Raw genomic sequence first — 25,138 nt, 5'->3', positions numbered from 1 at the left:
AATAAAAAAGCAATTTCTATACAGAATCCGTATAGAAATTGCATGGGTGCTTATTTCTTCACAATATCATATAGTTCGTTAAGTGCGTCGATTTTTTTATCGAAGGCATCTTGATACGTTAAAATATATTGGGCAGGTTCTTTGGGATTGTGATACTGATTAATTTTTCCTGTGGCATTATTAACAAGCTTTGTAGAAGCACCACATCCTAAGCCAATGATGGTTTGAGCTTCTTCCATGATTGCTATATTATAGATGCTTTCTTCGCCTGGTAGCGAATAGCCGACATTTTCTAAATTCCCCAAAATATTTTTTTGTCTATATAAATAATACGGTGTATAGCCATGCTCCTCTGTCCAGCTATGTGCACGGTGCATCATGGCTTCCGCTGTTTTACGATCCGCCACTTTATATTTTTCCTTGTTATGCGTCATTTCGGAAGCACGTTTGAAACTTAGTGTATGGACTGTCAAAGATTCCGGCATCATTTTTTCTGTTTCTTCTATTGAATGTTCAAATTCATCCAGCCCTTCATTTGGAAGACCGATGATCAAGTCCATATTAATATTATTCATGCCAGACTTTCTAGCCATCCAAAATTTATCTATGGTCTCTTGAACGCTATGGTGTCGTCCAATCGCTTTCAACGTTTCGTCTGTATACGATTGAGGATTTACGCTGATGCGATCAATTCCCCACTTTTTCAGCACTTCTAACTTTTCTTCTGTAATGGTATCCGGTCTTCCTGCTTCTACTGTAATTTCGCGGACTTCCTCCATATATGGGAATGAATCAAACATCGTTTTGTATAGCGCATCCATTTCATCTGCTTCTATTGAAGTGGGCGTACCTCCTCCAAAGTAAACAGAAGTGATTTTTATATTATTCTCTTTAAGCCACTTGCCCATTTCTTCTATTTCATAATGTAAGCCATCTAGGAATGTCGCAACACGTCCTTGTTTTCTGTTACTTTGGATCGCATATGCAGGAAACGTACAGTACGCACATTTCGTTGGACAGAAAGGAATACCTATATAGATGCTGACTTCTTGGTGAATCTGATCTAAATCAGGTATCGTCTTTAATTGTGTTTGAACAATTTTCTTCAGCATGTGTATCTTTTCATCTGACAAGCTAAATTCAGATACCAATTTTTGATGAATCTCTTCGTCTGTTAAGCCTGCTTTACGAAATTTATGGTAAAGCTTTGTCGGACGAATACCCGTTAGGATTCCCCACTGCTGCTTAATTTCTGTCATTTGCTCTAAGGTATCGAGCAAAACATGTGATAAAGCTCTTTTCAAACGAATCTTCTGTTCTCTTTCCGTGCCTTCGTTTTCATATTGTTGTTCATAATGGCTTCGGTAAATTTCATCCTCTGCATGTAGTTCTGCCTCTGTTTTAATTAGATGGTCATCACTGATTGAATGTGTAAAATGCACCTCTAAATCAGGCACCATCTCTTTTTTCGCTATCTTTGTATCTTCAAAAAATAAGTTTGTAATATCATGAAAAACACGCATAAAGTCTTGCGGATATGCGGGATTTATTTTTAATACTTTCATTCCAGTCACTTCTTTCTACCATGTGTTTCAATCCCTCTGATTTCAAACCATCTCACCTATTGTAGCAAATTTTATCGTTCAAAGCGTAATTAGTTATAGGTGCATTCTCTTAAAAAAAAAACGCAGACAACGTATTTTCACGTTGCCTGCAGTACAAAACTAATTTAATTCATTATACAATCCTTCAATTGGTTTGACTAATGTACGATTAATTTCTTCAATCAATCCGCTTAAAGCCATTTCTGCTTGCAGCATGTTGGCAATTTTTTTATTTTGCTGAGCTAGCTGTGCAGTTTTTTGAGCATATTGTAACTCATCTTCGCCAATTTGCTCGCCTTGCATTTGTTTTTTCTGAAGTTTCATTTGTACCTCTCTGAAACTCTTAAAAATAGCCTTTGCCTCTTTATCGCCCTTTACTGTTTCAATCGCTTTTTTCAAGGCTGAATATTCATTAGTTTTACGGAAAGTTCCTTCTAATGCATTGATTTCATTATAAATGTTAACCATATGATCCCCTGCTTTCTTTTTGTTTTCGTCATTTACTCTCTAGTAGATATATTCAAAAGGCTCTTCAATTAGAAGATAGTCACCACAATTCCTTGAATAATCCCAATAAGTCCTCCAAGTACAAAACCTAATACAGTGATCATCTTGAATTCTTTTTTCGAGATGCCTAGCACCAAATCCTCCAGTACAGATACTGGGAAGGAGTCTACCTGTTCCTTAACGATTTGTTCTAGATTTAAGCGTTTGATGGCATCTTCAAGCTGACTTTCAGCAAGAACAAAACCTTTTTCAGTCATTTGCGGAACTATATTGCTAGCAAACCATTCTGGTCCTTCTTGCCAGTAATGCACAAGTGGCTTGTCCAAACGGCTTTGCAACGCAAGTTCCTTTTTCGCATAGCTTTGGATCCTGTATGTCGTTGATGTGAAATCTAAATCTCCAAATAAATTCGTAACAGATTGGACTTTTACTTTTTGCCATTCATTAGACAAGAGATTAGTTAATAAAACCATCGTTCCAGGCGCATGAATGAATTTGTTGATTTCTTTTTGGACACGGCCTACAAGCGATTTGGAATCGCCTAAAAACATTTGAATCATGCCGCCAACTGTTCCCTTTGATTCTAAGAAGTCATCAATCAAACGTTTGATTGTTTGTGTTCCTTCAGGCGATTCAAAATAGCCGCCTGCTTTTTCTAAAATGTAACGAGACATTTCTGGAATCTTTTTATTCGCTTTTGCTTCCCATGATTCTGGAAGCAAAGACTCAATCGATTCGTTGGATAGTACGTTCTTTATCTTGTCCAACTGCTCCGCTACAGCCTGATCCATTTTTTGTTCTATTATATCAGGCATATGAGCAGCGCCTATTTGCGTCAGCCAATCGTTGAGTGTTTTTTCATCCGTGAATAAGAGCTTTCGGATTTTGTCATTCAACCAGCCTTCTACTAGTTCCCTGTTTTTTACGGTAAATAGTTTTTTGCGAAACATCTCAGGCGTCAGCAAATAATTCACTACTGTTTTCCCTAGTTGCCTTGCTAAATCTTCTCTTCGTTTCGGAATCAAACCTGGCGTGAATGGAACGCGCCACGAACCGATATATATAGGATTATGCGGTCTAAAAAGCATTTTGATAGCGATATGGTTTGTAAATCCGCCAATCACTGCGCCAATTACCGTCATAAATACGATTGTCAGTATAGTATTCAACCTTTTTCACCCGTTTCTCTGAAGTAGCTATATTATAACAGAGACGTTCATGATAATAAAAATATTAGCAATTTCTTTCAAATAATCCAGTCGCAACTTATACTAAAGTAGGAGAAGGGAGATGGATTTGTGATTCAGCATTTTAGTTATAAGCCATTCTTTGACAATCAGCAATTGCCTGGTTGGACTATACAGTTTTTTTATAAGCAAAATCGCTATGAAGGCATATATGAACAAGATGGCAGTATTAAATGGACTGGTGCCATTCCGCCAGATGAAGAAAAAGTAAAAAAAATGGTACATGAATTAATGCTTTTTCATGTGTATGACTAATACATATTCGCTCGTAGCGTATACAAGCATACGAGCGAATTATTCTTTCTCCAAATACTCTCTCCTAAAATCGAGCAGATCTTTTGCTGCCAGCATATTTTCGAGGTTTTCATCCCATTGATCCGTTAATGTATTCCAAACGCGGACATATAGTAAATCACTGTCACGATTATAGAGGACGTATTGAATACATGGTACATCGTGAATTTGAATCGTTTTTTTGGAGTCAATTGACGTAATGAATGTTTGAACTTTCTCCTCGTCTTGATCTTCCTCTTCCTGCATTTCGCGTGTTTTTTGAAGCGCATCGATGATCTCCATTTCGTCTAGATCAATCGTCTCTTCGCTTGCGTACTTGAATGGTTCCGGTAGTTCATCGATACGGTCTACCTTATCCATATCTCCTGAAAGTAATAGATGATGGGTAGCACTATAGAGAAGCTGCTGTGTTTCTTCTTCCATTTCCTCTTCATAGATACCATTCTCCAGCTGACGCTCCCCTTTAACGGTCAACTGATAATAGACTTCTTTTTCAACCAAACCTTTACGCATAAGCTTTTGCAATAAATCCAACACAAACAGCTCTTCCACTAGCAATAAATCACTAAGTTCTTTTGGATCCTTTATTTCTGCTTTCTGTACGCTTAATAAAATCATTTTCATCAAAATATCCATGGTTTCCCGCTTCACTGGATGGAAGATACACTCAACCGTTTGAACAGGAAAACACCAGCGGGATACGGATAGAATTTTAACTTGCGGGTCTTTGTTTACTTGCTCTGTGAGCTTTTTCTCTAATTCATTTAACATGTTTCTTCTACTTCCTTACAACGGGATTTCCTTCATGATTAAGCCATCCCTTCTGCTCTTTCACCACTTGTAGCAGATGGCTGTACATGTTGCGGGATTCTTTTCGTTTGGCACGCTTTGTAAACATTTCAGTACTGCCGACTAATACGAGTAACTCCCTTGCTCGAGACAGTGCTACATTCAAACGGCGATAGTCATTTGCAAATCCAATGTCTCCGCCTTTATGTGTAGCGTTGCGGACCATACTGACAATGATGACATCCATCTCCATCCCTTGGAAACGGTCAACTGTCCCTGTACGCAAATGAAGGTTCGGCAATTGTAGTTCCTGTTGAATTAAATGGTCGATCTTCTTCACTTGTTCTCCGTAAAAGCTAATCACGCCAACACTCTTCTTCACACCAGCTTCTAGACCACCCTGGCTGATTGCCATTTCTGTCGCATGATCTAAATCCCGCAGCATATCTCGAATGATATCAAGCTCGCCTGGATTATATCGGCTTTTGCCATTCTTCATCTGCTCTTCTAAATATGGTTTTTCATTTGGTGTATCAACCCACAATAAATGATTATGGCGCTTTACAAAGTGGCTTTCTAAGAAATGGTCTCGTGCTGTATCAGAATCTTCGAGCCCACATTGAAGTCGATCGTCTTCATTTTCATAAAATGGAGAAATCGTATCCATAATTTTTTCATGCATACGGTACTGAATTGCCAGCATCTGTTTATTTGTCTTCGGAAGGTTTTTAAACAGGCGTTCAAATAATGACTCTTTCAGCAGTTTCTTTAATTCGTTTGTTTCATCTAGCTCTTTGTTTTCCTCCATCATGGCCTTTAACGTTTCTTCCAATGTATCATCGCCAATAAGCGGAGGAAGCTGGTGATGGTCTCCTACCAAAATAATCTTTTTGCCTTTAAGCATTGGTAGCAACAATTCAGGTGGTGTTGCTTTCGACACTTCATCAATGATCACAACATCAAATGTAGGGTAGTTGTCCATAAATTCTTTCCTACCCGATGCGACACAGGTAGTCCCAATCACATTAGCATGGTTTACATATAGCTTTTTAATTTCATCTAAATCATGTTCGCTAGCTTCAAGCAGAAGCTTGTGCCATTGCTTTTGGAGCTCTTGCTTTATTGGCAATTGCTGCTTCTCATGCTGCAAATCTGCAATTGCGACTTCTACATGTTGAATTGCTTCTTTGACATAATCGAGTTTGCGCGTTACATCTTCTCGGAGCAGCTCTTCCAATGCTTTTAATTTTTTCTCTTGTGCCAAGCCTTCTTCATTCGTTTTTTGGCTTTCTTTCTTTATTTCAGCGAGCTGTGCAGAAATTTCACTTTCTTCTATTAAAGAGTGTTCCAGCTGCCCTTTTATCTCTTCGATTTTTGGCGTGGTAATTTGGATTTTTTGTTTGTGTGCTAGAAGTTCTTGTAGGTCTCTCTCTTGCCCTGCGAGAATTTCTTTTAATTCTTCAAGCGGCAGCAATTCTTTATCTTCTTCAGATGAATCTGGCAATCTTTGCTGTAACTGTTCTACTTCACTTTTCCATCTGTTCCCTGCATTCATCAAGCTGCTTTTATGCTGTAATGAAGCATTCAGAAGATAAGAGACGAGACTCGCTGCTTCTTCCTTCATCATATGGAACAGGCGCATGATCTCCTGCCGTTGGTTTTCAAGCATGCCAAATTGTTCGTCGACAAAGATGCGACGGTTATATAGGCGTTCAAGATATACATACAGTTGGTTAACATAGACTTCTTTTGTATCTACTAAAAACCTTTTGAAATGATCAATCGCTGAATCAATTTCTCTGATAGCGTATGAAGAATAGCCATTTGCGGCTTGAGCTTCTACTTGTTTTTGAATTTCCTCGCTTTTTGAGGGACCAATTTTACCTTCTAAGTAGCCGATTGCAGAAAATAAGCGTTCTCTTACTTCTTTCCACTCGGTGTATCCGAACATCTGCGCTTGAATGCGTTCAAATGATTGCTGTTGCCACTCTATCTTTGCATTCGGCTGAATGCCGTTTTTCTCCATGATTCCCTGCAGTTCTTGAATTTTGCCGCAACTTTCAACATCCTGCTGAGCTTTTTGCAATGCTTGATGTTTTTCATGCCACTCTCCATAGGCAAGCCTTGCGTTTTTCAAAGCGTGCTCTGCTTTTTCTAGCTCACTTTTGTTGTTTAAATATGAAATATCTTTTTGTAGGCTTGCTTTTTCGGATTGTTTTTGGACTTCTAGCTCTTCTAAATGGCTAAGAGAACCATATTGCCCAAGCAACTCCTCGAACTCCCTGATTTGTTGCTCTTCTTGTGTCTTTTGCTTGATGATGGCTTCTAAGCGTTCCTCAGCTTCACGTGATTCTTTTCTTAAAGCGCCCAATTTCTTTTTTAATTCTTTGATTTCTTGTTGTGTTGCTTCAACCTCTACTTCGGCCCGCTTTTGTTCCTCCAATTTCTTTTGAAGGCTTTCAATTTCAGATCTCAGCCCTTGAAGTTCGGTTTCTTTTTTGGCTATTTTTTCATCTAATAATGCTGTATTGTCGGTTTGTCTCGACAGTTCTTCTTCTAGATCATGCAGAGTTTGCTCTCGCCAATATTGCGCTACATTCTCTTCAATAAACCTTTTGCCTTCTTCTTCGATGCTTTCCGTACGTCCATAGCGAAGAATTCGGATATCTTTATTTGAGAGGAGCCTGCTTAGCGCATTGTCGACAGCCAAGTTGGATTGTGACGCTACTAATGTTCTAAGACCAGCCTTGGCATTTTGCTGGCAGATTTCTGATATAACCGTAGTCTTCCCTGTACCAGGCGGACCTTGAATGACGTATAAATCTTCCGCTGAAAGAGCTCCGGCAACAGCTTCTCTCTGAAATTCATTTAGGCGATTATCGAAATCCAATGAAACTTTCTTTTTAGGCTGATTAATTCTCGGCCTCTCTTCGAATAGGATTTTTTCTAGATTTGCATTGGCAGCAAGCCCCTTCTCCAAATCACTGAACCCCTTGCGAAGACGTCTGATTTGGCTAAGTGTCGCAAAGTTGCTAAACACTAATTCTTTCGTTTTCGGATGCCATTTGTCCTTTCGAAGCTGACTTTGAATAAACGGCCGCAGTTCGATTTCGACTGTTTTCTTTTTTGGATTTGATTTAATGACCGTTCCAAGGTCTTCTTTCGCTCCTTGAATTTTAACGCTTAAACCCTTCACTTTTTGCCACTCTTTTTCCTTTATCCCATTGATGGCAATAGTCATATAAGTGAAATTTTCGTTGCATTTATAATCTGTAAATGTAGCACGGAAGTCATCCATCGTTGCATCGCGTTCTTGTATACTTAAGTAGCCTTCCCAGCTGGCGATCCGCTTTTGAACATATTTAGATCGTTCCTCTGCAATAGGCAATTGACGGATCGTATTATGCAGCTCAATCGGCAAACCAACTGTGTTGCTCGCATTGATAGCAAATTCAATGGTAGTCTTTAGCCGCCTATTTGTGTGAACAGGAACACCACTGCTAAGTACGCGAAAGTTTGTTGCTAGCAGCCCGTCATATTTCACGACACAATTCATCACGCCAACACAACCATCTAGCACCTTGGAGAGTGATTGGTTCTCGTCTGGTCCAAAATAAAGTGTAGCTGCCATTTCATCTTTTGCAGTGTTTTGAACGTGTTCAATATGGACTACAAACGACTTTTGAAGATGAAAAAAAGCTTGTTCATCTTTCATGAATGCTAATATGCCTGCACGTGATTTGTTCGTTAATATGATGTTTGTACGCAATGTGCTTGGCTTAGCAATAACTTGTCCCATGAACATAACTTCCTTTCTTTTAAACTCAATATCTTTTTTAAAAAACTAATTTCTATCATACCAGTTTTTTGCCTTATGCGTGGTGTGGAAATTTGCCAAAAAGAAAAAATCCAACGAAGAAAGATTCTTCATCGTTGGATTTTTTGCATGTAAGGCTTAGAAAAAATTTATCTTATTTTTTCTAACTCTACTAAGTGAATTTTACTTTATTTCACCGGACTGCAGTTTATACATTTGATTATACCTTCCGCCATGAAGCAGAAGTTCATCATGCGTTCCTTGTTCCACAATCTCGCCTCTATCTAGTACTAAAATGTGGTCTGCATTTTTAATAGTAGATAGCCTGTGGGCGATGATGAATGTCGTACGTCCTTTTTTCAATACATCCATTGCATGTTGGATGATTTCTTCCGTTTCTGTATCGATATTGGACGTTGCTTCATCTAATATCAAAATCGCTGGATTGAATGCAAGCGCACGAGCGAAAGAAATGAGCTGGCGCTGTCCAGATGACAGAGTGCTTCCTTTTTCAATCACTGGCTCATCCAGTCCACCTGGCAAGTTCTCTAACACGCGATCTCCGCCAACTGCTTTTAGCGCTTCTTCCACAGTCTCTCTTGAGATATGCGGATCATCTAAGCTAACATTCGATGCGATGGTCCCTGTGAATAAATACGGATCCTGTAAAACAATCCCCATATGTTCGCGAAGAGTTTGGCGGGAGCAGTCTCGTATATCTTTGCCGTCAACGGTAATCGACCCTTTCGTTACATCGTAAAAACGAAACAGCAAATTCATAATGGAGCTTTTGCCAGATCCCGTATGACCCACTAGCGCGACTGTCTGCCCTTGCTTTGCTTCAAAATTAATATCTTTTAATACATATTCCTCATCTTTGTATGCAAACCATACATGGTTGAATGCTACATCACCTTTATATCGTGGAATACGGGTATCATCGACTGCTTCCCCTTCTTCATCTAGCAATTCAAATACACGTTCAGAGGCAACATTTGCTCTTTCAAGGCGTGCAAGCTGATTGACGATATTAGTAACAGGGTTGAAAAGCCTAGTGATGTAGTCTACAAATGCATATAGCATCCCGACAGAAATGGCTGTTTGACCATCCAACTCTGCGCTTCCAAAATACCAGATGAACATAATAAATGTCAGTGATCGGATGACATTTACTAAATTGTGAGAAGTCACAGCATCCAAGAAAACTAGTTTGTTTTGATATTTATAATATTCATCATTTAATTCATTGAACTCGCCTTCAATTTGCTTTTCTTGACCAAACGCTTGGATAATCGTCATACCGTTGATTGATTCATTGATCATACCGTTCATATCTGACAGTTTCCCACGAACGATATGGTTGTATTTCGCCGCATATTTACGGTAAAGAATGGCCCATACAATCAGCATCGGAATAACAAGCAATGCGTAGCAGGCCATTTTCCAATCTAAGATGAAAAGCGCAATGTAGACACCGAAGATAGTCATGAAGCTAGCCGCAAATTGCGAGACAACTGTCACGAACAAATCATGAATGGCCTCTGTATCATTCGTTACGCGTGAGACCACCTTACCTGCTGGCAATCGGTCAAAATAGTTGATCGGCAATGTTTGAATATGCTTATAGACATCGTTTCGCATTTTTTGAATAATGCGGTTCGCGCCCACTTGCAGCATGATATATTGGCCATAACGGAAGATAGCTGTTGTCACCGCTAGGCCGAAGAATACCGCCAATAAAACTGCAATAGGCTTGAATTCCAAACCATTTGTTACTGATTTGGCGATATGGTCATCAATAATTTTCTTGGCGACAAACGGTCCTGCCAAATCTGCTGCTACGGCGATAGCCAAGAGGATTAGCCCTATCAGCAATGTTTTTTTATAAAGCAGCGCGTATTGCCAAAGTCTTTGTGTAGTGTTCATTATTTCGCCCCCTCGATCTGCTGGCGATTGTGTTGCTCTTTATACCAACCGTTTTGCTTGAGGAGATCGCTATGCGTTCCTTCTTCTATGATCTTTCCGTTTTCAAGGACGATAATCCAATCTGCATGCATGATAGCAGACAAACGGTGTGTCACAATAATCGTTGTTTTATCCTGTCTTTCCTCTTGGATATTTTTCACGATTCTGCTTTCTGTTTTTGCATCCACAGCTGAAAGAGAATCATCCAAAATAAGAATTTCAGGATCACGGATTAAAGCACGTGCAATAGATATCCGTTGCTTTTGCCCTCCAGAAAGTGAAACGCCTTTCTCTCCTACCATGGTATCTAATCCCATCGGCAGCATCTGTAAATCGTTATCAAAACATGAAACACGGATCGCTTCTTTCAGCTCTTCCTCTGTCGCATCCTGTTTTCCAAATAGAATATTTTCTCTAATCGTACGAGAGAAAAGCACATGATCCTGAGGCACATAGCCAATCCACTTCCGTACTTGTTCTTTACTTTGGGCACCGATTTCTTCTTCAGAAATTTGTAATGCCCCTTCACCTGTCGGATACTCTTTTAGTAGCTGTTTGACAATTGTCGTTTTGCCACTCCCTGTTTTCCCTACAATCCCTAATGTCTGCCCCTTCTTCAATGAAATATCCAAGTGAGCTAAGTTAATAGACTGTGATTGCGGATATTGGAATGTGACGTCTTGGAAATCGATTGAATTTGGACTTTCCACTACGACTGGTGCGGACGGGTCTTTTACATCTTCTGTTTCATTTAACGTTTCTTGCACACGGTCAAGCGATGCATTTCCCCGCTGCATGACATTGATCAGCTCGCCAATTGCAAACATTGGCCAAACGATCATACCAAGATACACGTTAAACGAAATCAGTTTGCCTAGTGTTATATCCCCGATGGAAACCAAATAGGCTCCGTATCCAAGACCGATCATATAGCTTAGGCCTGTTAAGACTCTTGTGATGGGTGTAAACCATGCATCAATCCGTTCTACATCCATATTTTTTTTGTATACATCTTCTGTCATTTCACCGAACTTGTTTTCTGTTTCTCTCTCATGCACATATGCACGAACAACACGCACACCTTCAACTGCCTCTAGTACACTATCATTCATATGGCCAAACGCATCTTGGGCGATTGTATATTTTTCATGAATTTTTTTCCCTAGCATTTGCATGGTAATCGCTAAAATAGGTAGTGGAATAATAGCTGCTAGCGTTAATTTCCAAGATACAGAAAAAGCCATCATCAGCAATATCGTGCCTAGATATAAGGTCGAATCTAAGAGTGTCATAATACCAAAACCCGCTGTCTCAGAAACAGCGCGTAAATCATTGGTCGCTCTTGCCATCAAGTCACCTGTACGGTTACGTTCGTAAAATGGCGGAGACATTCGTAAAAATTGCTGCATTAAGTTTTTACGCAGCCTACGCTCAATCACGTTTGAGCCGCCAAATAGTTGGAATTGCCATACGAAGTTGACAATATAGGCTAAAGTCATGACAATTGCCAATCCTCCAAGGAATTGAAACAGCAAAGTAGTCGTCAGCGTTTCTCTATGGATAGCGTCTATCGACTTGCCGATTAGCCATGGTGGAATAACTTCAAAAGCATTAGCCACTATAAGCAAGGCCACTGCGATTGTATATCTTTTTCTATTTTCTTTAAAAAACCACTGTAATTTCACTAATACATCGAACATTTATCTTTTCCTTCCTCTCTTCTTTCGCTTTCTTAGCTAGCCATCTTCTATCGAATCCTTGTTTAAATGCTTTTTCATTTTTTGATAGTACATACTGCTCTCTCCTTTGTTTGTTTTACACTAATGATTGAATTAGGAACACAAAAAAGCGCATACCCTTATAAGAGCATGCGCCAGCATAAAAGAGTACGGAACCCTCCCGTAACATCTACTAATTCAATTGAAGTTAATAGGAGCAGGAGAAACATTATGATATTGAGTTATAAGATTGTTGCGTATCATTTTCATGTTAATTACCTCCATTTCCCATATATTATTTAGTGTTCCTTAATATTAGCATTGCGTTTTTGTTAGTGTCAATGATTTTTCTAAAAATTTATAAAATTAGTTATTTTATATTTAATCAACCCTTTTTTCTGATTTTTCATGTCTTTTGATAGGTACTTTAATAGAGTTAATACACTACCAATGAATATACTATTTCCCCTATTTGGTGGCAAAAGACCAATTTTATTAGTAAATCATAACAAATAGAAGGTGATGATTTGTTTTTTTTCGCTAAATATTTTATGATTATCTTACTAAAATATTTTTCATTTCACAGGAGGTGTACACTTTGTTCTCCCCCTCATTTGGGTCTTGGAACAAAGGAAGTCTTTGGACATAGCCATACGATTGACAGCGTTTGCTGTCTTGATCGCATGTTCAGCAGTTTTCGTAGCAACAGAGTTTGCTATCGTAAAGGTTAGAACAACTCGTATTGATCAATTAATCGCTGAAGGCAACAAAAAAGCCATTAAAGCGAAAAAAGTAATTTCTAATTTAGATGAATATTTATCCGCGTGCCAGCTGGGTATTACGATTACCTCACTCGGTCTCGGTTGGTTAGGTGAAGGAACAGTAGCCAAATTGTTAGAGCCGCTCTTTAACTTGCTGCAACTTAATAATAGTGTTACAACGGTCCTTTCATTTATCATATCCTTCTCGATTGTGACATTTGTACATGTTGTCGTCGGAGAATTGGCACCAAAAACATTGGCCATTCAAAAAGCAGAAAATGTCGCACTCGGCGTTTCCGGATTTTTAATTGGTTTCCACAATGTGATGTTTATATTCATTAAGATTTTAAATTCGTCCGCAAATGGTTTAGCAAGACTGTTTGGCCTTAAACCTACAAATGAATCTGAGGTTGCCATGACGGAAGAAGAATTAAGGATTATCTTATCCGATAGTTTAAAAGGCGGAGAGATCAACCAATCCGAATACAAATATGTGAATAGCATTTTTGAATTCGATGATCGCACAGCCAAGGAAATCATGGTCCCTCGTACAGAAATCATTGGCATTGAAAAAGAACTGACACTAAAAGAAGTATTTGAAGTAATGGGTGTTGAACAATATACGCGCTACCCTATTATTGAAGGTGACAAGGACCATATTATCGGCCTTGTAAATATGAAGCATTTGCTTACAGCGTATATCAAAAATCCGGCAAAAGGCGCTACATCAGTAACACAATATATGCAGCCGATTATACGGGTATTTGAAACAATGCCAATTAGTGATTTACTTTTAAAATTCCAACGTGAACGTATTCATATGGCTATTTTAATGGATGAATACGGCGGCACATCCGGCCTTGTTACAATTGAAGATATTATTGAGGAAATCGTTGGTGACATCCGCGATGAATTCGACCAAGATGAAGTGCCTGAGATTCGTAAAGTTGACAAGGATCATTTTATTTTCGATGCTAAGATGCTGATTGAAAATGTAAATGACTTCTTAGGCATTCGTATTGAAGAGGATGATATCGATACAATTGGCGGATGGTTTATGACAAAAGATTTTGAAGCGGTTAAAGGTGAGAAAATCACTGAGCAAGGTTATGAATTTATTATTAAAGAATTAGATGGCCACCATATACTATACTTAGAAGTAATCAAACTTCCAAAGAGTTCAGAGACTGCTGCTACTGTAGCAGAACCAATACAGCCTAACTAATTATCTTGTTTAACAAAACATGGAACGACGCACACTATTCTGTAGTGTGCGTCGTTTTCGCTTGTTTGAAACTTTTGCGAGGAGGAAACATTGTGGACTTATATACAAACTTAAGACAAGGGGAAAAAGGAGCCTGGCTCAGTATTCTGACGTACCTAGTCTTAAGCAGCGTAAAGCTAATCATTGGCTTTATCGGCCATTCGACAGCTTTAAAAGCAGATGGACTAAACAATACTACAGATATCATTGCCTCCGCGGCCGTTCTAGTAGGCCTTAGGATTTCACAGAAGCCACCAGATAAAGATCACCAATATGGCCATTTGCGGGCAGAGACCATCTCCTCCCTTATCGCGTCATTTATCATGGCGATTGTTGGTTTGCAGGTACTATTAAATGCTGGGAAAAGCTTTTTTGAGGAACATCATACGGCTCCATCCCTCTTAACAGCTGTTGTAGCCCTTGGCAGTGGCATTGTCATGTTTCTGGTATATATGTTCAATATTCGCCTAGCAAAAAGAATTAACAGTTCTGCTATTAAAGCAGCAGCTTATGATAATCGTTCGGATGCTTGGGTCAGCTTCGGAACTGCCATTGGTATTTTGGGCGCTATCTTTGGGTTTCCAATTATTGATTCCATCACAGCATTTTTAGTAGGTGCTTTAATTATTAAGACGGCCTATGATATTTTCTTTGAAGCTGTCCATGCGTTGACAGATGGCTTTGACGAAGCAGAGCTAGAGGCTTTGTCCGTTCTCATTAAAAATGTAGATGGTGTGATTGAACTAGTCGATTTAAAGGGACGCAATCATGGAAACCTAATATTTGTAGATTTGACCGTAACGGTCGATCCCCAATTAGATGTTTGGCAAAGCCATCAGATTACAGAGGAAATTGAAAACACAATTAAACTAGCGAAGCCTTTTGCTGTTTCACTTGTCCACATCGAACCAGAAGGATTAGAACGAGTTCTGGATCAAAATATATTTAATCCACATAAAAAATAGCCTAAAAATGCTCATATAAAAGTAACCGAGCGGATATGAATTTTATTTTCATATCTGCTCGGTTTTATTTTGTGTATCTATATTACTCGAATCCAAATAAGTTATTCAGTTGATGTTAGTCCATGTTTAACTGCGTACAATGCAGCCTGCGTACGGTCCTGTACTTCAAGCTTTGCAAAAATGTTAGAGATGTGGGTTTTGACTGTTTTTTCTGTTACAAAAAGAGAGGACGCAATTTCTTTATTGCTTTTCCCCTTCGTCAATTCTCCCAAGACATCTTGTTCCCTATTAGTCAACGGATGCAGCATATGTGGCAGTTCGCTGGTCATTTCTTGATTTTGGATAAGCTGAGTGGTTACTTGCGGATGCATAATATTCTCTCCGTCCATCACTCTACGGATGGCCAACACAAGCTCATCTGGTTCAATGTCTTTCAATTGATACCCTGCTGCTCCCGCTTCTATGGCAGGAACTACATGATCGCGATCAGAGAAGCTTGTCAGCATGATAATCTGGATATTTGGATATTTCGCTTTAATGTGCTTGGTTGCCTTGATTCCATCCATTTCAGGCATCACCAAATCCATAAGGATAATATCAGGTTGAAGTGATGCTGTCAGTTCAATCGCTTCCTTACCGTTACTCGCTTCCCCGACAACTTCTATATCCTTTTGTGTTTTCAAGAAAAACAAAAGGCCTCTTCTTACAACATGATGATCATCCACGATTAACACTTTTATCATTTTTTCTTCCCCCCTAGTATGGCAGGCGGATTAAAATCTCCGTCCCCTTTCCAATTTCACTAACCCAATCAATAGTACCGCCTAAAGAAGTTGTTCGGTCTTTCATGCTCCTTAGCCCAAACGATGGTAGATTTACAAGTGAATCCACTTGGAATCCACGACCTTCATCTTTAATAACGAGCAGTACATCTCGATTTGTAATGGTGACAAAAATTTCAGCCTTCTTTACTCCTGCATGTTTACGTATATTATTTAAGGCCTCTTGCGTCAGTCGAAAAAGCGTTTCTTCAATACGAGATGGCAATTGCAGTACCCCCGTCACTTTCACTTTCAACTGTAAACCGAGCATTTCAGCGTACCCTTTCACTGCTTCCATCAGTCCGCTTTCCAAGCCCTTAGGACGTAACTGCCAGATGAGCGCCCGCATTTCTGTTAACGCCTCTTGCGTCAAATTTTGTATCTCCTTAAATGTTTCCTTGATTTCAACCTGATCAGTCATCTCTTCTCCGCCACGAGAAGTCAATGTGACAGAAAATAAGAGTTGATTCACAGAATCATGTAGATCTCTCGCTAATCGATTACGTTCTTGCACCAATGCTAATTCCTGCTCTTGTTTTGTTAACAGAATTCGTTTAATAGCTGAACCCATTTGGAAAGCTACAGATTCAAGTAGTGCCAGTTCATCATTAGTAAAGCGAATCGTATTTGGAGAAGCAACATTTAGTAAACCAAAACGTTCCTTTCCCGATTGAAGCGGTACTGTTGCATGGTGTGTGATACGTGCACAATCGCCTACATTAGCAGAAGCTGCGCTTTCTAGGCGCTGACATTCAATAATATTGGAAGCCTTCTTTAATTCTTGATTGCGATATTTCGATAAACACCAGCAGCCACCCTTTTCTAAAAATTGGCACTTATTATAGGACAAAGCTTCCGGTAAATTATCATGTGCTAAAAGTTCATGCTTTCCTTTACCGTTGATGAAGAAAATCCAGCCTGTCTCAAAGTTGGTCCCCCCTAAAAATTTTCGGAGAGCCCCTTCTAGCATGGGCTTTAATTCAGTTCCTTCATTTAGCAGTTCTGCAATCTCTTTTAATAAGCGTATATTTGAATGATCTGTCGGCTGCATCGGTTACCGCTCCCTCTTCCTTTTACTGATACTATTCATCATATCATTGTTAGCTAATATTGGCATTTATGTTGGCATGTCCAAAAGTTAGCAAGTTAGCAAGTTAGCAAGTAAGTCTGCTTGCACTTTTCACCATTATGCAGGTATGCTAAAATAGCAACAATCAATATCTCAATTTTGAAAGATTAGGAGTTTACTCATGACAAAAAAGTTGGAAAATAGCTTACTATTTATGTGGGTGGTATCACTAATCGCAACGATGGGCTCACTGTTCTTTTCTGAAGTGCAGCATTATGAGCCGTGCAAGTTATGCTGGATTCAGCGCATCTTTATGTACCCGCTCGTCATTATTATTGGCGTAGCCTATATCCAAAAAAATGCGCGCATCGCAGTCACTACAGCTATCTTCTCTTGTATAGGTGCATGTATAGCACTCTATCACTATGGAATCCAAAAGGTTCCTTTCTTACAAGATTCCGCTGTATCATGCGGCCGTGTGTCGTGCATAGGCGATTACATCAATTGGCTCGGTTTTATCACGATACCGTTTCTATCACTCATAGCTTTTATCTTAATTGCTGCTACAAGCATATTTATGCTGAACGTTCTTAAGGGGGAAAAATAATTTGGCTAAAAACACATCGAATACAAAAAAGAATGACAATAAACTAACAGTCCTATTAGTTATCGGTTTAATTGTAGTTATTGCATTTGTAGCACTCTACTTCTTGAATAACCAATCAAACAAAGATAAACTAGCTGACAATCCGTATAAAAAAGACTCGCTTCAACAATCAACTATTAATTTGCTGGATGATAAAAATTATCAAAATATCATCTTGCCTGAAGAGTTGGAAAAGAAAATTGCAAGTGGCAAAAAAGAAATGGTCTATTTCTTCAAATCAGATTGTCCACATTGTAAAAAAGTTTCGCCAATCCTGATGCCTCTCGCAAAAGATATGGGTGTTCACGTAGATCAGTACAACCTTCTTGAATTTGAACAAGGATGGGATCAATATCAAATCGAAGGTACGCCAACCCTTGTTTACTATAAAGATGGCAAGGAACAGCTTCGTGTGGTAGGAGAACAAACAAAAGAGACGTTTAAGCAATTCTTTGAAGCGTCGATTTTGAAAGATAAAGATAAGTAAGAAATAAAGATAGTCCATCCTAAAAAAGGATGGACTATTTTTTAATAATTAAAATGGTCAGGGTGTGAGCCAAAACGTTGGTCTCGGTTCAGCCCATCAATCGCTTTCATATCCTCTTGACTTAATTCAAAATCGAATATTTCAGCATTTTCTTCAATACGGCTTGGTGTAACTGATTTCGGAATAACAATATGATCGCTTTGCAGATGCCATCTGATAATTGTTTGAGCAATTGATTTGTCATATTTTTCGCCGATCGCTCGAATGGTTTCATCCTTCAATACTTCCCCGCGTCCAAGTGGTGACCATGCAGTAATCGCAATATCATGCTTTTGGCAGAATTGGCGAAGCTCTTCTTGGGTAAGATAAGGATGCAGCTCAACTTGATTCACCATTGGCTGGATATTTGCTTGTGCAAATATTTTTTCTAAATGATGAATTTCATGATTCGATACCCCAGACACTTGGATTAGCTTTTCTTCATATAAACGCTCGATTGCTCGATACGTATCCATGAATTTATCCGGTACCGGCCAATGTGTAAGATACAAATCTAAATAATCTGTATCTAATTCTTTCAACGTTTTTTCAAATGCTCTTAATGTTTCATCATATCCCTGATCTGTATTCCAAACTTTCGATGTGATAAAAATTTCTTCTCTTCTTTTGCCCGATGCCCGTACAGCTTCACCTACTTGTTTTTCATTGCCATATAATGCAGCTGTATCTACTGCAATATATCCAGTATCTAACGCCTTCTTGATCGCATTGAATGCCTCTTCCGGTTCTGTCATTTTATAGACACCAAGACCAAAACGCGGCATTTCGATTCCATTATGTAATTTTTTTGTAGAAGTGATTGAATACATATTAACTCCTCCTTATTGTGTTTTTACTCCACATGAATGGGGTAACAGCCTAAAAAGTGTGTTGGCACTTTCTTCAATAGGGCATAATATCGCCATTGAAGTTAAAGTTTCATTCTATTATACACTATTGCCTGAGTATTTAGAGAATATCGGATTTCTGATTTAGGGTTGAAATTTAACGTAAGAACGAATAATATATAATATGTTGTTTTTATCGTTCGTATTTAGAAAGAAGGTTTTCAATTGTTTCGTCTAAAAGAATATAATACTAATGCAAAAACAGAATTAACTGCTGGAATGACAACATTTCTAGCTATGGTATATATCATTGTGGTTAACCCAAAAATCTTGCATGATGCAGGTGTACCTGTTGACCAAGTATTTATGGCAACCATTATCTCCGCCGTGGTTGGTACCTTATGGATGGCGCTTTGTGCTAATTATCCAATCGCTATCGCTCCGGGAATGGGTTTAAATGCCTTTTTCACCTACTCGGTTGTTCTTGGCTCTAACGGAAAAATGGATTATATGACCGCATTTTCTTCGGTGTTCGTCGCAGGGATTGTGTTCATTATTCTATCGCTTACACCACTTCGTGCAAAGCTGATCACAGCTATTCCTGAAAACATTAAGCGCTCCATCACAGCCGGTATCGGTTTATTTATTGCTTTTCTTGGTTTGAAATCAGGTGATGTCATCGTAAAAAGCGATAGTACACTTGTAGCATTAGGCGACTTATCCTCGGCAAATGCACTGCTAACATTAGTTGGTCTTGCAATTACGGTTATTCTAATGGTCCGTAACATCCAAGGTTCCTTGTTTATAGGGATGGTTATAACAGGTATTATCGCAATAGTAACAGGGCAGCTTAAAATCCACCATGTTGTGGCTCTGCCTCACCTACCAAAAGGCATACTCGTTTGGAATCCAATCGAAGCATTCTCCAACGTAATCCATTATGGACTATATGGCGTGGTCTTTTCTTTCATTCTTGTAACGCTGTTTGATACTACAGGTACACTGGTGGGTGTCATGAAACAAGCAGGTTTGATGAAAAACAATGAATTGCCTCGTGCGCGCAAGGCATTATTAGCTGATTCACTAGGAACAATTGTTGGTTCTATGTTTGGGACAAGCCCGACTACTGCCTTTGTAGAATCTTCCGCAGGCGTAGCAGCTGGCGGCCGAACTGGTTTAACATCATTGACAGTTGCAGTATTCTTTATCATTGCCTCTTTCTTCGGTCCTTTAGTGACAGCTGTATCCGGCGTTTCTGCTATTACTTCACCAGCACTTGTTATTGTAGGTACATTGATGATATCTTCTGTAAAAGACATTGACTGGCATAGCTTTGATGAAGCATTCCCGGCATTCTTGATTATTTTGATTATGCCCTTAACATCTAGCATTTCAACAGGTATTGCATTCGGCTTTATTTCTTACCCAATTCTAAAAATAGTGAAAGGCGAGGCGAAAAAGGTGCACCCGCTTCTTTACTTATTTGCCATCCTATTTGCTATCCAGCTGATATTCTTGCAATAACGATAAGAAAGGCTGTCCCGTTCATATAACGGGACAGCCTTTTGTTTATTCATCATCAAATTGTTCTGGATCTGACTGACGACCTGCTTCCTCTAAATCCTCTTCATCTCGGCGTTTTTCCATTTGCTTGCCAAGCTGTTGTACTTCTTCAAATGAAGTGGCCATTGAACCATTCTCTTGTTCAATCTTATACTTATCCATATACAAACCACCCTTCTTATTGGCATTACTTCTTTATCTATACCCTTTTGTTTCGAAAATATGCGCCTCTCAAAATGTAGGAATTTTTTCACATTTGATACTACCAATTCCATAGCGAATTTCATAAAATGAAAATAGAAGGGAGGAATACGATGCTTTCTATTTCAAAAACAAAAAGGTTTTGGTTTCTTTTTCTTCTTACAGCTGTAGTTGGCTCGAATGCACTCGCCTATCGTCTTGATGCCTTGCAGCCTGTTCCAAAAAACATGGTGTTAGGCACTATGTTAGACTTCATGCTGGTTATTCCTTTACTGACCTATCTCTTTATCATTCGTAAAAAGTATTCCTTGAAGTATGTGCTTCCAGTCATAATTATTGGTTTTTACACAGCAAACCTTATAGTCCCAGGCGGTCTTTATTCAAGCTATTCATTTGTTCCTATCATTTTATTTTTAGCTGAAGGGATCTTTATCTCATTAGAACTTTATGTGGTATATAAACTGCTAACTAAGCTCCCTGCCGTAATGAAGCAATTCAAGCTATCACAGGAAGGCATCCCCATATTTCAATACCGATTAAGCTCAGGTCTTGCTAATCATTTAAAACCCTCTAGAACCCTGGATATGTTCAGTACTGAATTATCTATCTGGTATTACAGCTTATTTTCTTGGAAAGCAGAGCCTCCTATTGCATCGACTAAATATAGAACCTTTACATTCCATAAAAAAACAAGCTTTATCGCAGTGTATATCATGCTTATTCATGCTCTCATTTTTGAATCTATTGGATTTCATTGGTTGCTTCATAATTGGAGTCCTACTGTATCCATCATTCTTTTAATTTTGAATCTGTATGGGCTAATAATATTCGTGGCTGAGATTCAGGCAGTTCGATTATGTCCCATTGTGATGACAGATAAAATGCTGCATATGCAAATTGGTGTTATGAAACAACTATCCATTCCCTTATCACAAATAAAAAGTGTACACGTGTATCAAGGGCCAGAAAAAATATCCAAAGCGGAAGCAGATATAACGCTTGATGCCGTTCTTCCCGATTTTATAAAAGAAAAGCCTGCTATTGAAATTGATTGCTACACACCACAGGAAGTAAAATTGATGTATGGCTTTACGAAAAAGGTGACTAAAATTCATCTTAGTCCAGATGAACCTCACCTCTTTTTAGGGGTATGCCAAGAACTACTATCAAAGGACGGAGAAAGAGAATGATCATTTTACATTGCTTAACACAACAAGAATGGGAAACTGTTAAGAAAGACAAATATTATGGTAAGGAATTGCTTGGTTCAAGTAATTTTATCCATTGCGCCTCTATCGAAGACTTTTGGCGTGTAGCTCCATACTTTAAGGAAATAAAAGATCCATTACTGTTGTGCATAGACACCGATAAAGTCGAAGCAGAAATCAAATGGGAGGACGACGGCAATTATGGAAGAGAATATCCACATATCTATGGTGAATTAAACCTTGACGCCATTGTCGATGTCCTTCCCTTCTTAAGAGATGCACATGGGGATTTTCTTTTGAGTGAGGAATTGAGGAGTTATCAGGAATAATATGAGAGGTAAATAAAAACCCCTCTTTAACACGAACAAGACAGTGGTATATAAAGTGGGGTTTCAATTTACTTAAAAATCTCCTGTTTCGAGCTTTAAATTCAAATTTAAATAATCTTCTTTTTTAAATACTATTACAAATTCGTCTAGCCCTTTTTTATGTGGATATAAAGTGTAATAGTGCCTAAAATCTATTTTCAAAGGAACTAAAATGTGAAGTAAGTTACTTAAGATTTCTATAACATCTAACTCTACGTCTCCTTTTATATTATTCCTAATACTGATATACACATTATTATCAGTACGAGTATATTTTACTTTTTGCAATGGTAAATTTTCATCTTCACAGACGATTTTCAATAAGTTTTTAAAGTAATCTTTTGTACCCAATTGAACCCCTCACTATAGCCTGATTGATTTTCATTTCCATTTTACTACATATACAGAATTATTAAAGTTAGGAATATATTGCTTGAAATCTACTCACTCAAAATCATAGGAGAATAAACATATGTACACAGGAATCCTTTTATATCCCAGATTTAGCGAATATGAATTATCGGTACTCTTATCTGTACTTATGCAAGGACAGAAGCAAACCATATATATTGGTTTAGAGCATGAAGTAGTTAAAGGAGAAGCTGGTCTTCCATGTATCCCTGAAACCACTATAAAGGATATTGATATACATCAATTAGATAGTATCGTACTTCCAGGAGTCGATGATTTCGAACACTTAGTTAATCACACTGAATTAAAATCATTTCTAAATCTTTTTAAGCAGAGAGATATCGTCATAGGAGCCATTTCAAGCGCTCCCTATCTTTTATCTATGAGTGGATTATTAAATGGGCGAAAATATACAACTGGATTAACGGAAGACCAGCGTGCCTTTTTAGGAACTTTCAACGAAGGTATATTTGTAGATTCTCCAGTTGTAGTTGATCGCAATCTGTTAACTGCTAAAGGATCCTCTTTTATAGATTTTGCAATACAGTTTGGTGAGTTATTACATTTAGAGTTTGATAAGAGTTGGTATAACAAGTACCTATTCGAACCATCGTTTAATCGCCACAATTCTTAAACAAATAGCGTTTCATTTTCACAAAAATTAGGCTATACTTGTAAGAGAACTTTTCATTTTTTCATTCAATTAGGAGGGTACAACCATGAGATTAATCTTAATTCTTGGTGTGATTTTGTCATTCTTAGTGGCTATCTTTACTGCTGGTTATGAGGACAAACCTGTAAAATAATATGTTAATAAAAAGGGACAGCCTATTATGGCTGTCCTTTTTTACTTTTACTGTAATCCTTTAAATCCTTGCTGGCGGAGTGCTTCAAATATCACGATAGCTGCTGTATTCGATAAATTCATCGAACGAACATGATCACTTTGTGGAATACGCAAGCACTGCTCTTCTGGGTTATGGATAACCTCTCTTGGAATACCCGTTGTTTCTTTCCCAAACATAAAGTAGATTTCTTCGTCTGAGTTACTATAATCAAAATCTGAATACGTCTTCGTGCCGAATGTCTCTATATAGTAAACAGTCCCATCTTGTACGGCCTCATAGAATTCATCAATCGAATCATAGTATGTGATGTTTACGCTATGCCAATAATCTAGGCCTGCTCTTTTCAGCATTTTATCATCTGTTGAAAAACCTAAAGGTCGGATGAGATGCAAATGCGTATTAGTCGCTGCGCATGTCCTTGCAATATTGCCGGTATTTGCCGGTATTTCTGGTTGATATAACACAATGTGTAATGACACACTGAACACTTCCTTTATGTTTTGCTATTTAAAGACTACTTAGGTCGAGCCGGTGAGTCCCCTCGTCCGCAGTAGTTTATTTTTGTGCTAGTAATAAATCTAAGCCTTTTTGAATTTCAAATTGGACCTCTTCATCTTCTTCAATGAGTGCCCCTTTTTCTAGCACTTCTTTTGCACCGTCTCCGCCAATTTTACCGATTGCCCAAGCGGCTGTTCCTCTGATCACTGGGCGTTCGTCTTGCTGGAACACTTTAATCAAAGTTGGTAGAGCAGCTTCTTCTTTAAAATGAGCAAGTGCAATAATCGCGTTGCGCTGGATTGGTTTTTTCCCGCGCCAAGACCCGGAGATATGGCCAAATCTCTCTTTGAACTCTCGGTTCGAAATCGTTAATAACGGCTCAAGCAGTGGTTTAGCAATTTCCGGATCCGGTTGGAATGCATCGTGCAGCCAATTGATTTTCCCTTTATTTTTCGGACAAACCGTTTGGCATGTATCACAGCCATAAATACGATTGCCAATTTTCCCGCGGTACTCATCAGGCAAGAAACCTTTCGTTTGCGTTAAGAAAGCTACGCATTTTTGTGCGTTGAGTTGGCCTCCTTGAACTAGAGCGCCAGTCGGACACACATCGAGGCATAGAGTGCAATCTCCGCATTGGTCCTCTATCGGTTCGTCTGGCATAAATGGTAAGTCTGTAATTAATTCTCCCAAGTAGACGTAAGAGCCAAATTCAGGCGTAATTATGGCGCAGTTTTTTCCGCTCCAGCCTATACCTGCACGTTCAGCAACAGCGCGATCTGATAACTCTCCTGTATCGACCATTGAACGGATTCGGCAGCCTGGCGCCTTTTCTTTTAAGAACGCTTCGATTAGTGCTAGCTTTTCGCGCAGTACTGTATGGTAATCCGTTCCCCACGATGCTCGACAGAAGATGCCTCTTCTTGCTCCTCTTTTTCCTTGCGGGGCGTTTTTCATTTTAGAAGGATACGCCACAGCAATCGCAATAATGCTTGCAGCATCCTCTAAAAGAAGCTTCGGCTCTGTACGCTTTTCAATATCCGATTCTTCAAAACCCGATTGGTAGCCCAGTTCTTGTTGTATGCGTAACTTGTTTTTTAAATCGCTGAATGGCGCTGCAGATGTAAAGCCTATTTTATCCACACCGATGCTCTTCGCATAGGCGATTAATTCTTGCTGTAATTGCAATGGTTTCATTTA

At 38.8% G+C, this 25,138-nt stretch carries 23 protein-coding genes; 9 read left to right on the top strand and 14 right to left on the bottom strand.

The features are described from left to right. Positions 1–50: 50 nt before the first annotated feature. The 3 genes from RST01_RS09295 to RST01_RS09285 form a co-directional block, all read right to left on the bottom strand. Positions 51–1,565: a coproporphyrinogen III oxidase gene (locus RST01_RS09295; protein ID WP_147196207.1), complete on the bottom strand. Its 1,515-nt coding sequence runs from the start codon at positions 1,563–1,565 to the stop codon at positions 51–53. Positions 1,566–1,724: 159 nt separating this feature from the next. Then, the gene (locus tag RST01_RS09290; RefSeq protein WP_066789619.1) at positions 1,725–2,072 is read right to left on the bottom strand and encodes a YlbF family regulator; all 348 of its coding nucleotides are present in this window, start codon (positions 2,070–2,072) and stop codon (positions 1,725–1,727) included. A 68-nt stretch (positions 2,073–2,140) separates the two neighbouring features. Further along, positions 2,141–3,280 (bottom strand): DUF445 domain-containing protein, encoded by a 1,140-nt coding sequence (locus tag RST01_RS09285; protein WP_244946691.1) that lies wholly within the window; start codon positions 3,278–3,280, stop codon positions 2,141–2,143. 129 nt (positions 3,281–3,409) lie between these two features. Between RST01_RS09285 and RST01_RS09280 the strand changes: the two genes are divergently transcribed. Next, positions 3,410–3,613: a YheE family protein gene (locus RST01_RS09280; RefSeq protein WP_066789620.1), complete on the top strand. Its 204-nt coding sequence runs from the start codon at positions 3,410–3,412 to the stop codon at positions 3,611–3,613. Positions 3,614–3,652: 39 nt separating this feature from the next. Here the strand turns inward: RST01_RS09280 and RST01_RS09275 are convergent, their stop codons facing one another. The 4 genes from RST01_RS09275 to RST01_RS09260 form a co-directional block, all read right to left on the bottom strand. After that, positions 3,653–4,423 (bottom strand): hypothetical protein, encoded by a 771-nt coding sequence (locus tag RST01_RS09275; RefSeq protein ID WP_147196205.1) that lies wholly within the window; start codon positions 4,421–4,423, stop codon positions 3,653–3,655. A 7-nt stretch (positions 4,424–4,430) separates the two neighbouring features. Then, on the bottom strand, positions 4,431–8,240 hold the full coding sequence (locus RST01_RS09270) for a DEAD/DEAH box helicase (RefSeq protein WP_184117585.1): 3,810 nt from the start codon (positions 8,238–8,240) through the stop codon (positions 4,431–4,433). A 201-nt stretch (positions 8,241–8,441) separates the two neighbouring features. Then, positions 8,442–10,184 carry an ABC transporter ATP-binding protein gene (locus RST01_RS09265; protein WP_147196201.1) on the bottom strand — a complete coding sequence of 581 codons (1,743 nt, stop codon included), beginning with the start codon at positions 10,182–10,184 and terminating at the stop codon, positions 8,442–8,444. Continuing rightward, positions 10,184–11,923, bottom strand: coding sequence for an ABC transporter ATP-binding protein (locus RST01_RS09260; RefSeq protein WP_147196199.1), 1,740 nt, complete (start codon positions 11,921–11,923; stop codon positions 10,184–10,186). The genes RST01_RS09265 and RST01_RS09260 overlap by 1 nt, the downstream gene beginning before the upstream one ends. Before the next feature lie 657 nt (positions 11,924–12,580). On the opposite strand from RST01_RS09260, the gene RST01_RS09255 reads away from it, so the two are divergent. Both RST01_RS09255 and RST01_RS09250 read left to right on the top strand, forming a co-directional pair. Continuing rightward, positions 12,581–13,927, top strand: a complete 1,347-nt coding sequence (locus RST01_RS09255; protein WP_244946690.1) for a hemolysin family protein — start codon at positions 12,581–12,583, stop codon at positions 13,925–13,927. A 92-nt stretch (positions 13,928–14,019) separates the two neighbouring features. Beyond that, on the top strand, positions 14,020–14,931 hold the full coding sequence (locus RST01_RS09250; RefSeq protein ID WP_066789630.1) for a cation diffusion facilitator family transporter: 912 nt from the start codon (positions 14,020–14,022) through the stop codon (positions 14,929–14,931). Positions 14,932–15,032: 101 nt separating this feature from the next. On the opposite strand, the gene RST01_RS09245 is transcribed toward RST01_RS09250, so the two are convergent. After that, entirely contained in the window at positions 15,033–15,674 is a 642-nt protein-coding gene (locus tag RST01_RS09245) for a response regulator (protein WP_147196197.1), read from the bottom strand. A 13-nt stretch (positions 15,675–15,687) separates the two neighbouring features. Further along, positions 15,688–16,803: a GAF domain-containing sensor histidine kinase gene (locus RST01_RS09240; RefSeq protein ID WP_066789634.1), complete on the bottom strand. Its 1,116-nt coding sequence runs from the start codon at positions 16,801–16,803 to the stop codon at positions 15,688–15,690. Between the two features lie 199 nt (positions 16,804–17,002). Here RST01_RS09240 and RST01_RS09235 point away from each other — a divergent pair, with 199 nt between their 5' ends. Beyond that, complete coding sequence (locus tag RST01_RS09235; RefSeq protein WP_066789636.1) at positions 17,003–17,428, top strand: disulfide oxidoreductase; 426 nt, start codon at positions 17,003–17,005, stop codon at positions 17,426–17,428. A gap of 1 nt (position 17,429) precedes the next feature. Beyond that, the gene (locus RST01_RS09230; protein WP_147196195.1) at positions 17,430–17,954 is read left to right on the top strand and encodes a thioredoxin family protein; all 525 of its coding nucleotides are present in this window, start codon (positions 17,430–17,432) and stop codon (positions 17,952–17,954) included. Positions 17,955–17,995: 41 nt separating this feature from the next. Here the strand turns inward: RST01_RS09230 and RST01_RS09225 are convergent, their stop codons facing one another. After that, positions 17,996–18,823 (bottom strand): aldo/keto reductase, encoded by an 828-nt coding sequence (locus tag RST01_RS09225; protein ID WP_147196193.1) that lies wholly within the window; start codon positions 18,821–18,823, stop codon positions 17,996–17,998. A gap of 243 nt (positions 18,824–19,066) precedes the next feature. Between RST01_RS09225 and RST01_RS09220 the strand changes: the two genes are divergently transcribed. Next, on the top strand, positions 19,067–20,365 hold the full coding sequence (locus tag RST01_RS09220) for an NCS2 family permease (protein ID WP_147196192.1): 1,299 nt from the start codon (positions 19,067–19,069) through the stop codon (positions 20,363–20,365). 45 nt (positions 20,366–20,410) lie between these two features. On the opposite strand, the gene RST01_RS09215 is transcribed toward RST01_RS09220, so the two are convergent. Continuing rightward, the gene (locus RST01_RS09215) at positions 20,411–20,566 is read right to left on the bottom strand and encodes a hypothetical protein (protein ID WP_147196190.1); all 156 of its coding nucleotides are present in this window, start codon (positions 20,564–20,566) and stop codon (positions 20,411–20,413) included. A gap of 152 nt (positions 20,567–20,718) precedes the next feature. Here RST01_RS09215 and RST01_RS09210 point away from each other — a divergent pair, with 152 nt between their 5' ends. Next, entirely contained in the window at positions 20,719–21,795 is a 1,077-nt protein-coding gene (locus RST01_RS09210) for a hypothetical protein (RefSeq protein ID WP_147196188.1), read from the top strand. Next, the gene (locus tag RST01_RS09205) at positions 21,792–22,142 is read left to right on the top strand and encodes a DUF952 domain-containing protein (RefSeq protein ID WP_147196469.1); all 351 of its coding nucleotides are present in this window, start codon (positions 21,792–21,794) and stop codon (positions 22,140–22,142) included. Before RST01_RS09210 ends, RST01_RS09205 begins: the two co-directional genes overlap by 4 nt. Before the next feature lie 72 nt (positions 22,143–22,214). On the opposite strand, the gene RST01_RS09200 is transcribed toward RST01_RS09205, so the two are convergent. Beyond that, positions 22,215–22,532: a hypothetical protein gene (locus RST01_RS09200; RefSeq protein WP_147196186.1), complete on the bottom strand. Its 318-nt coding sequence runs from the start codon at positions 22,530–22,532 to the stop codon at positions 22,215–22,217. A gap of 121 nt (positions 22,533–22,653) precedes the next feature. Here RST01_RS09200 and RST01_RS09195 point away from each other — a divergent pair, with 121 nt between their 5' ends. Next, positions 22,654–23,226 carry a DJ-1/PfpI family protein gene (locus RST01_RS09195; protein ID WP_147196184.1) on the top strand — a complete coding sequence of 191 codons (573 nt, stop codon included), beginning with the start codon at positions 22,654–22,656 and terminating at the stop codon, positions 23,224–23,226. A 219-nt stretch (positions 23,227–23,445) separates the two neighbouring features. On the opposite strand, the gene trmL is transcribed toward RST01_RS09195, so the two are convergent. Continuing rightward, on the bottom strand, positions 23,446–23,919 hold the full coding sequence (trmL, locus tag RST01_RS09190; protein WP_147196182.1) for a tRNA (uridine(34)/cytosine(34)/5-carboxymethylaminomethyluridine(34)-2'-O)-methyltransferase TrmL: 474 nt from the start codon (positions 23,917–23,919) through the stop codon (positions 23,446–23,448). Positions 23,920–23,995: 76 nt separating this feature from the next. Further along, on the bottom strand, positions 23,996–25,135 hold the full coding sequence (gene queG, locus RST01_RS09185) for a tRNA epoxyqueuosine(34) reductase QueG (RefSeq protein ID WP_147196180.1): 1,140 nt from the start codon (positions 25,133–25,135) through the stop codon (positions 23,996–23,998). Positions 25,136–25,138 lie beyond the last annotated feature (3 nt).

Source organism: Rummeliibacillus stabekisii (genome assembly GCF_007988965.1).
Taxonomy (GTDB): Bacteria; Bacillota; Bacilli; order Bacillales_A; family Planococcaceae; genus Rummeliibacillus; species Rummeliibacillus stabekisii.
This window is presented reverse-complemented; position numbering and strand designations above follow the sequence as displayed.